Annotated in this window: 7 protein-coding genes; 3 read left to right on the top strand and 4 right to left on the bottom strand. The window is 61.3% G+C overall.

Features of this window, described 5'->3' with window-relative positions; genetic code table 11:
- Positions 1–75: 75 nt before the first annotated feature.
- Positions 76–210, top strand: coding sequence for a hypothetical protein (locus tag MU848_RS19010; RefSeq protein WP_281494445.1), 135 nt, complete (start codon positions 76–78; stop codon positions 208–210).
- Between the two features lie 353 nt (positions 211–563).
- Here MU848_RS19010 and MU848_RS12735 read toward each other — a convergent pair whose 3' ends face one another.
- The 3 genes from MU848_RS12735 to MU848_RS12725 all read right to left on the bottom strand — a co-directional run bounded on the left by MU848_RS12735 (position 564) and on the right by MU848_RS12725 (position 4,895).
- Positions 564–2,045, bottom strand: a complete 1,482-nt coding sequence (locus tag MU848_RS12735; RefSeq protein ID WP_097093118.1) for a hypothetical protein — start codon at positions 2,043–2,045, stop codon at positions 564–566.
- Positions 2,046–2,355: 310 nt separating this feature from the next.
- A complete protein-coding gene (gene araD1 / locus MU848_RS12730; protein WP_196225606.1) occupies positions 2,356–3,333 on the bottom strand; it encodes an AraD1 family protein in 978 nt (325 codons plus the stop codon).
- Positions 3,330–4,895, bottom strand: a complete 1,566-nt coding sequence (locus MU848_RS12725; RefSeq protein WP_230463269.1) for an aldehyde dehydrogenase (NADP(+)) — start codon at positions 4,893–4,895, stop codon at positions 3,330–3,332. Before MU848_RS12725 ends, araD1 begins: the two co-directional genes overlap by 4 nt.
- Before the next feature lie 434 nt (positions 4,896–5,329).
- Here MU848_RS12725 and MU848_RS12720 point away from each other — a divergent pair, with 434 nt between their 5' ends.
- Complete coding sequence (locus MU848_RS12720; RefSeq protein ID WP_196225608.1) at positions 5,330–6,913, top strand: DUF5597 domain-containing protein; 1,584 nt, start codon at positions 5,330–5,332, stop codon at positions 6,911–6,913.
- 9 nt (positions 6,914–6,922) lie between these two features.
- Here MU848_RS12720 and MU848_RS12715 read toward each other — a convergent pair whose 3' ends face one another.
- Positions 6,923–7,117: a hypothetical protein gene (locus MU848_RS12715; protein ID WP_196225609.1), complete on the bottom strand. Its 195-nt coding sequence runs from the start codon at positions 7,115–7,117 to the stop codon at positions 6,923–6,925.
- Here MU848_RS12715 and MU848_RS12710 point away from each other — a divergent pair.
- On the top strand, positions 7,104–8,801 hold the full coding sequence (locus tag MU848_RS12710; protein WP_247232683.1) for a family 43 glycosylhydrolase: 1,698 nt from the start codon (positions 7,104–7,106) through the stop codon (positions 8,799–8,801). The two genes, MU848_RS12715 and MU848_RS12710, sit on opposite strands and share 14 nt — an antisense overlap.
- Positions 8,802–8,823: the final 22 nt, after the last annotated feature.

The following is an 8,823-nucleotide window of genomic DNA, read 5'->3' as shown; positions in this document are numbered from 1 at the left end:
GGTGGCCACCCCGGCCCGGGCAATCCAGCATGGCCCAAACGGACCGCAATGTCATAAGACAAGCGGGATCCGCAGGTGCAGTCGATATTGGCCAACCGCAAACGAGAACTCGGCATCTTCATCGACAGCGGCCGCAGGTTAGGGGCAGAACTGGCGTTCAACCATGGCATCGACCTGGGGAGCCGGCGCGGGCTTGGCATCGGGATGTGAGGTGAAGCAGGCTGACGGCTCTGCGCCACTTTTTGCTGTTCGACAGCAATTTCACCGCGCCTGAAAGTAGACGCTCGAATTATGACTGGGTCTGGGACAGACCCGCCGTTAGGGCCAGCCGCAGCGAATGACCGCTCCTGTCCGAATCGGGCACTGACCGTGGGTGTCGGAAGTGCCGTCAACCTTCCGCAGAACGCCGTTTACGGTAGACGTTCTTGCCACCCCTGTTCAGGAACCCATCCAGGCTACTTCTATCATCGAGCTCTTTCGAGCACCTAGAAATACCTGGTCTGCGTGGCCGTCAGGCCTGCCGCGTTTGGCGACGCCAACCCCGGCAGGATCCGAAGCGGCAATCAATCAGCCGCAACGACTTTGCTCAATCTGAAAATGGTGGCCGATGACCGCGCGATGTCGACGGTAGCAGCAGGGACGCTGCGGGAGGTGAGGTCCAGGCGGGCCTCACGGCTGTCGAGGGACGGGCCGCTCAACGTGGCGACGCTCTGGTGGCGGGGCAGCGGCAGGCGGACGTCGGTGCTGACTTCCTTGTTAAGGATAGCGAGCAGCGTGCCCTGAGCCGTGTCGGCTGCATAAGCGACGACGTTGAGGCCCTGCGCGTCCAACTGGACGGTCCGCATGCGTGCGCCGCTGAACAGCCCGGCAAACTTCATGCCCCAATAGACCGGCTGCGGCTGCACTTGCCCGTCCATATTGCCGATCGGCGTGTAGAAGGGGCGCGGGCGGGGCTGCGCGTCGGGCAGCATCTTTTCGCCCGCAAGGCCGCCGACCGAGTTGGCAACTGCAGGGCCAGCGCCGCCGTGCAGGTTCACGCTGGAATAGCCCAGCGACATGAGCTGGAGCATATAATCAGCGGCCCAGAGCGCGGCGACATAGCTATCCGACACGCCCGGCTTGCCACCGTGGTAGGCGGTGTTGCCTTCCGTCATGCGGTAGGCAACGCCCATCTTGCGCGCGGCGTCGCTGGTCAGCTTGCCTTCCTGAGCCTCCCGAGTCGAGCGCAGGAGGAGGCGGTCGGGCTTGATCCGCGGATCATTGGGACCGCCCTTGTAGAAATGATGCGACAATGCCTCGATCCGCGGCGGATTCTTGATCGAGGCCCAGCGGTCGGCGATGGCAGGCAACCAATCGAGCTTGTAAGCGACGTCGGGCAGGATGAAGCGGGCATCCGGGCTGACCGCCGTGATCGCATGGGCAGCGGCGAGCCATTCGGCGAGATAGGTGTCGGGACCCCAGGTCTTGGGATCGCGCAGGTGCGAGCTGAACACATCAACTTCGTTGCCAATGACGAACGCGACCAGCCGCTTGCCAAGCCGCCGTTGGACATAGGCTGCCTCGCGCGCCATGTCATGCGGCACGCCATTGCCAAGGTTAAGGCCATAAATGCACCGCCATCCGGTCGCATCCAGGAAGCCCTTGAGCGCATCGATGGCTGCTGGGGTGACGGCGTAGCTCAGGTCAGGGCGCGGCTGGCCCGGCTTGATCGGCCGTTCGATGCGCGGCGGCTGCGTGTCGCCGGGGCGCTCCTTCCACCAGGAAAATTCGCTGGTGTTGCCACCGATGCGCAGGATGCCAGCCGGCGTCAGGTCACGGAAAGCGCGGACCAGCGGGCGGTTGCGCGCGTTGAAGAAATCGGGCGTTTCAAGCTGCTGCGTCTCGTAGGACAGGCCGACGAAGTCGCGGGGCACCAGCGGTCCTTGCGCCGATCCATTGAGTGAGAGCGACAGGGTCGCCGGAGTTTCCGCAGCGCGCGCCGGGACGATCAGCGCCCCGGCCGCCGTCAATATTCCCGCGTTCAGAAAATTACGGCGGTCTATCATTGCTCGAACCTCTTGGATGATAATTACCGGCGATCTACGTTTCTGCCGACTTTAAAGAAGCCAACAACGATGGGGCAGAGACAGTAAAGGTGCTTGGTCCCATACCTCGGCGCTGCCGAGAATGGCGGCTTTCTGTCGCCGTCAGGATTTCGGGCGCACCGCGCAGATCGACTTCGGCTGCGACGACCTAGGCGCTGTGCAACGCAACCGGAAAGAAGCGCGCCATGCTGGTAGGCGGCTTCCGCATGGTCCTGACCTGCTTGCGGCGCTCGCCGGTTTTCGTTCGCTCGGTTCAGCGCCATCGGATCGCCTACAGCGGCTTCACCCTTGCAATCCCTTGGTCCGCTGCCCGGACCAAAGGATTGCGGACCGGCAAGCTGAAACAGTCGGCAGCCACTTCGAACAAGTCTCCGACCTTCGTCTGCACCTTGTCGGTGAAGGAGAGGGTGGCTGTACCGAAGAAATGCACATGCACGTCGCCGGGCCGCCGGAACTGCGCATATTTGAAATGGTGATGTTCAAGATTGTGGATGCTGTGCGACATGTTGGCTTCACCGGACAGGAATGGCCGTTCCCACAGGGTTTCGCCGTCTCGCAAGATGCGGCTGACGCCACGAACATCGGCAGGCAAGTCGCCCAGCAGCAATTCCGGTCCCAAGGCCGCCTGCCGTAGCTTGCTATGCGCGAGCCATAGATAATTGACCCTTTCGGTCACATGATCTGAAAATTCATTGCCGAGGGAAAAGCCGAGACGAAAGGGCGTGCCGTCCGGGCCGTTCAAATAGATGCCTGCAATCTCAGGCTCTTCGCCTCCATCACCGGCGAAGTGCGGCATGGCGAGCGGAGCGTCCGGCGATACGAGGATCGATCCGTCGCCCTTGTAGAACCATTCCGGCTGCACTCCTTCCTGGCCGTCACCGGGCTTGCCGCCCTCTTCGCCCATCAGGAACATGCGCATGCTGTCGGTGGCATACCCTGCGGCAGCCGCTTTGTGCATTTTGTCGCGGCCTTCGGCGGAACCAAGATGGGTGAGACCAGTCCCGCTGATCAGCAGATGCGCTGGATCCGGGTGGTCGATCGGGGCCAGAAGTCTGACGCCTTGCAGCGAAATTCGGCTCCCACGCAACGCATTGGCCCGCTCCAGCAGCGTCTTGCGCCGTTCGATAGCGTCGAGAGCGAGGTCGCGAATGGATGAGACCCCCACCAGCTGGTGAGCGTCGCCCTGTGCGTCCAGTGCGGCGACGCCACGTCCGGCGTCATCGGCATATTGTATGAGTGAACGAATCATGCGGGCTCTCTTTCGCCATCGATCCGGCGAGGAAGTTTCCATGGGTTGTCATGCTTCACCGGTACAGGCAGCAGCTCGTCGGGAATGTCCTGATAGCAGACCGGCCGCAGGAAGCGCGCCATGGCCAGGGTGCCGACGGAGGTGGAGCGTCCGTCTGTGGTTGCCGGAAAGGGCCCGCCATGAACCATCGCCCAAGTCACTTCCACGCCGGTTGGCCATCCATTGGCAAGGATCCGTCCGGCTTTTCCCTGGAGCAAGGGCAGTATCCGGGAGGCGGTAGGCTCATCTTCGGGGTCGAGGTGGATGGTGGCCGTCAGCTGCCCCTCCAGCCCTCCGATTGCTCGCGCCATCGCGTCTATATCCTTGCAGCGGACCACCACTGATGATGCACCGAACACCTCCTCCCGCAGGGAGGCGTCGCTGGCGAAAGCTTCCGCACTGGCGGCAAACAGCGCTGCGCTGCCGCAGGTGGAGTGTGCGGGACCGACAGCGAGCAAATCTGCATTGGGATTGGCGCGCAATGCGGCGACACCCTTGGTAAAGGCGAGGTGGATGCCGGCCGTCAGCATCACTTGAGGCGAAGCCGCTGTCACAGCGCCTGTCGCAGCGGCGAAGAAGCGGTCGAGGTCCGGACCGTCCATGGCGATTACGATACCGGGGTTGGTGCAGAACTGCCCAGCCCCGAGCGTCAACGACGTTACAAAGTCCCTTGCCAGGTCTTCCGCCCGCGCGTTCAGCGCATGGGGCATGAGGATGACAGGGTTGATTGCGCTCATTTCCGCATAAACCGGAATGGGTTCTTCCCGCGTTGCAGCGATGGCTGCAAGAGCCAGTCCCCCCGCGCGCGATCCAGTGAAGCCGACTGCCTTGATGCGCGGATCGGCCACCAGCGCGCCACCCAGCTCATTGCTCGCGCCTGGGAGGTAGGAGAAAATGCCCGGATGCAGATCGCAGGCGGCGACCGCACGGCCGATCGCGCGCGCCACCAGCTCGCCCGTGGCGGGGTGGGCCGGGTGGCCCTTCACGACGACGGGGCACCCGGCTGCGAAGGCGGAAGCCGTGTCGCCCCCCGCAACAGAAAAAGCGAGAGGGAAATTCGATGCGCCGAAAACAGCCACGGGGCCGAGTGGTACATTCATGCGGCGCAGATCAGGCCGCGGGGGCGTGCGGTCAGGCATTGCAGGATCGATCGTGATGTCGAGCCAGAGACCGGCGCGGACTTCCGACGCGAAAAGGCGCAACTGGTTTATCGTGCGCGCCCGTTCGCCTTCAAGCCGGGGCCGTGGCAATCCGCTTTCGACCATGACATTGGCGATCAGATCGTCGCCAATGGCTTCAATCTCATACGCGACAGCTTCCAGAAAACTGGCGCGAGCCTCTGGACTGAGCGTGGCAAAGCTTTCCGCCGCGCTTGCGGCTAGCAAGCACGCGTCTGCTACATCTTCATTCCCCGCAGTGGAGAAATATTGTGGGCCGGCATCGCCATTCGTCGCGTCAAACCCTGTGAATTTGGGCGCCCGCTGACGTGCCTCTCTGCCAATTAAAATGCTGCCATCAATCACGAAGGAAAACTCCCGATCATCGAAATTTTCAGAACTATGCGGGCCATTTTGCCCCTGCGACCAACGGGGGTGCAGAGTCTCTTCGATCTCTCCGAGCCGAGCGCGACACCGCAGGATGAAACTTGGGCAAAGGAAATCATGGGGCTCGCTAAGCTGTGTGGCTCGTTCGTCTGATTGGCGAAGCCGAGCATTACCAAACTCATGAAGGCAGATATACTCATACAAGTAAAACATCAACCGCAAGCGGCGCTCGGGTAGGGTGAAGGTCGAAGTGACCCACACCGGCGGGATGAACGACGACGAGGGGGTAGAGATCGCGAACGCAGGCCGCGGCCGATCTGCGCAAAATGCAACGATGTGGTTTACTTATTAGGCAGGGGACGTATAACGGTCGACGATTGATAGGAGATCATGTGCGCCACTCTATTCGCTTCATGACGCTAATGCTTTGCAGCGTCGCTGCGGCTGCGTCGGCTCATGCAGGTGAGCTGCCGCGTCTGCGCACGGAAGATGGGCGGCATGCGTTGCTGGTGGATGGCAAGCCCTATCTGATGCTGGGCGCCCAGGTGCATAATTCCAGCAATTATCCCTCGGTACTGCCTCAGGTGTGGCCGGTGATGCAGGCGCTGAGCGCCAATACGATCGAAATTCCGGTCGCCTGGGAACAGTTTGAGCCTACCGAGGGCAGGTTCGACTATAGCTGGGTCGATACGCTGCTCGCCCAGGCGCGCAAAAATGACATGCGCGTTGTGCTGCTATGGTTCGGAAGCTGGAAAAACGGCGATTCAACCTATACGCCGGAATGGGTGAAAAGCGACACGAAGCGCTTCCCCCGTCTGCAGAAGCGGGACGGCCGCCCCACGACCACGCTTTCCCCGCTTGGTGAGGCGACACTTGCTGCCGACCGCAAGGCCTTTGTCGCGCTGATGCGGCATTTGCGCGAGGTCGATCGCGAGCACACCGTCATCATGGTCCAGGTTGAAAATGAGATCGGGAGCCACGGCGTTGCTCGCGATTATTCGCCTGCAGCCGAGCGGCTTTTCGCGCAGCAGGTGCCCGAAGACATCCGCCGCGCATCAGGAAAGCAGTCGGGGACATGGGCGGAGGTGTTCGGCAAGGAGGCGGACCAGGCATTCGCCGCCTGGACCTATGCGCGGTTCGTGCAGGAAGTTGCTGTGGCTGGCAAGGCTGAGAAGAACTTGCCCCTCTACACCAACGCCGCGGTCTTTGACGCGACGGGCACTGCCATGGCCGCCCAGGTTGCGAGCGGCGGCCCCAATTGGAATGTGCTGCCAATCTGGAAGACGGCTGCGCCTGCGCTGGATCTCATCGGACCTGATCTCTATCTGCCGCTTGAAAAGACCTATCTGGGCCTGCTGGATCGCTATGCGCGCCCAGACAATGCGCTGTTTGTCCCCGAGACGAGCAACGCAATCTGGGCTGTTCGTTTCTTTTGGGCCGCGTTGGGGCGCGGGGCTATCGGCTGGGCGCCATTTGGAATGGATGCGACGAGCTACTCCAATTACCCGCTCGGCGCGCGAAAGTTGGACCCTGCCACAATCGAGGCATTCGCCGCCCCTTACCGCCTGTTCCGGCCTATCGCGCGCGACTGGGCTGCGATCGCCAGCAAGCACCCGACCTGGGGCACCGCCAAGAACAGCGCAGGTGAGGACTCGACCTCCATGGGCAGCTGGAAGATTTCCGTCACCTATGGGCGCAACAATTTCGACATTCCCTGGCCGGGCATGGAGCCGCCGCCTTGGGCGAAGGAGCCTGTCGGTGGCGGTGTTGTCGCTCAACTCGGCCCCAATGAATTCCTGGTTGCCGGACAATATAGTCGCTTTCAGTTCATGCCCGTCGATCCGGCCGTGAACGGGCAGATCATGAGCGCGGAGGAGGGGACGTTCATCGATGGCCGCTGGCAAGCAAGCCGCCGCTGGAACGGTGATCAAATCTCCTACGGCTTCAACTTCAACGAACAACCTGCGCTGCTTCGCGTAAAGCTTTCAACCTACTAGGTTTCTGGATCAGCCCTGGCGGTGCGCAAAGCGCGCAAAATACAAACTGTTTCTAATCACGACTAAGTCGTCGAAATTTGAGGGGGTCTGCAGGAACATGGCAAATGACGTGGTCAGGATGATTTTAGGTCCCTGTTCCAGCGCTCGACCTGGACTGTCTCGGGTCGCCTGCCTGATGGCCACTGGCGCGATGTTGTTTTCCATGCACCCGCTGCAAGCGGCTGGCGCTGACCGATTTGCGACTTATGCGAACCCGGTCGATCTACCCTACCGCTACCAGGCGCCTTCGCCCTTTCGCCCGCTTCAGCCGCGGCCCAAGGAATCCTTCCGGGAAGCTGCAGATCCCACGATTGTCTTGTTCAAGGGCCGCTACTGGCTTTTCGCTTCGCACTCGAGCGGCTACTGGCATTCGACGGACCTTCTTCGATGGCAGTTCGTCCAGCCGACAGGTTACGCTGTTGACAAATTTGCTCCGACCGTCGTGGTCATCAACGACAAGCTGTATCTCGCCACCAGCGAGGATACCCCGCATATCTGGGTGACCGACGATCCAATGAGCGGAAAATGGCGCGTGGCGGCAGACATCAGCCCCGGCTATCAGGACCCTGCCCTATTTCTGGACGATGATGGACGGCTCTATCTTTACCACGGCTTGGCATCCAAGGGGCCGCTCCATGCTGAGGAGCTTGATCCCAAGACGTTTCAGCCGATCGCGAAGGTGGACATCCCCCAGTCGCGCAATCCGGACGAACGGGGCTGGGAAGTTCCCGGTGACAGGAACGAGAAGTTTAAAGGCATGACCTTCGTCGAGGGCGCCTGGATGACGAAGCGCAAGGGGCGCTACTATCTTGAATATTCAGCCCCTGGCACGGAGTTCAAGACTTATGCCAACGGGATGCTGGTGTCGGAAAAGCCGTTAGGGCCGTTCGTCTATCAGGATTATAGTCCGTTCGCGTTCAAGCCGACCGGCTTCATTACAGGAGCAGGCCATGGATCGACCTTCCAGGGGAAGGATGGGCAGTGGTGGCATGCGGGAACGATGACGATTTCCCAACGACATATTTTCGAGCGGCGTTTGGGGCTGTTTCCGACGAGCTTCTCGCGATCGGGTGAAGTTATCGCAGACACCTATCTGGCCGATTACCCGCGCTACATCGGGGGGAGCCGCAAACTTACGGGATGGATGCTGCTCTCGCGGCTGAAAAGCGTAAGCGCCTCTTCGACGCTGGACGGATATTCTGCGAAAGACGCGGTCGATGAGGATGTGCGGAGTTGGTGGTCAGCCAAGACCGGCGGGGCAGGCGAATGGTTTCAGGTAGATCTCGGCGCGCCCAAGCGGATCGAGGCGGTGCAGATCAACTTCGCCGATCAGGACGCCAAAGCGCTGGGGGTCAGTGCGGACGTCTATAATTATATCCTCGAACTCTCACTGGATGGCCGGACATGGAAGGCCGCAGTCGATCGCTCGCAAAACGGCGTCGATGCTCCCCATGACTATGAGGTCCTCCCCAAGCCAGAGCGCGCTCGCTTTGTCCGTTTGCGAAACATCCATTCGCCTGATGGGGGGAAATTTTCGCTCTCGGATCTGCGGGTCTTCGGCAATGGTGGAGGCGTAAAGCCCGCCAAGGTGCGCCGCGCGTCTCTTCGCCGGGACGGCGATGACGGGCGCAGCGCAGTGATCAACTGGGCACCGGCAAAGGGGGCCGAATTCTACGTCGTGCGGCTTGGGGTCCGCCCCGACCTGCTGAACCAGAATTACCAGGTTTATGATGGAAAGACGTCGATCACCGTAGCGAGCCTCAACATTGGGAAAGGCTACTGCGTCACGATCGATGCGGTGAACGAAAATGGCATCACCCGCGGGGGGAGGCCTGCCTGTTCACGATGAGCGGGCGTTCACACGCTCAAAA

The sequence above is a fragment of the Sphingobium agri genome, assembly GCF_023051225.1.
GTDB classification, from domain to species: Bacteria; Pseudomonadota; Alphaproteobacteria; order Sphingomonadales; family Sphingomonadaceae; genus Sphingobium; species Sphingobium agri.
The sequence above is the reverse complement of the archived record's forward strand: the minus strand, read 5'-3'. Positions and strand labels throughout refer to the sequence as shown.

Excerpts from the sequence above, each read along its gene's own strand:
- MU848_RS12735 (WP_097093118.1), bottom strand. The coding sequence starts at position 2,045 with ATGATAGACCGCCGTAATTTTCTGAACGCGGGAATATTGACGGCGGCC.
- MU848_RS12720 (WP_196225608.1), top strand. The coding sequence starts at position 5,330 with ATGACGCTAATGCTTTGCAGCGTCGCTGCGGCTGCGTCGGCTCATGCA.
- araD1 (WP_196225606.1), bottom strand. The coding sequence starts at position 3,333 with ATGATTCGTTCACTCATACAATATGCCGATGACGCCGGACGTGGCGTC.
- MU848_RS12710 (WP_247232683.1), top strand. The coding sequence starts at position 7,104 with ATGTTGTTTTCCATGCACCCGCTGCAAGCGGCTGGCGCTGACCGATTT.
- MU848_RS12715 (WP_196225609.1), bottom strand. The coding sequence starts at position 7,117 with ATGGAAAACAACATCGCGCCAGTGGCCATCAGGCAGGCGACCCGAGAC.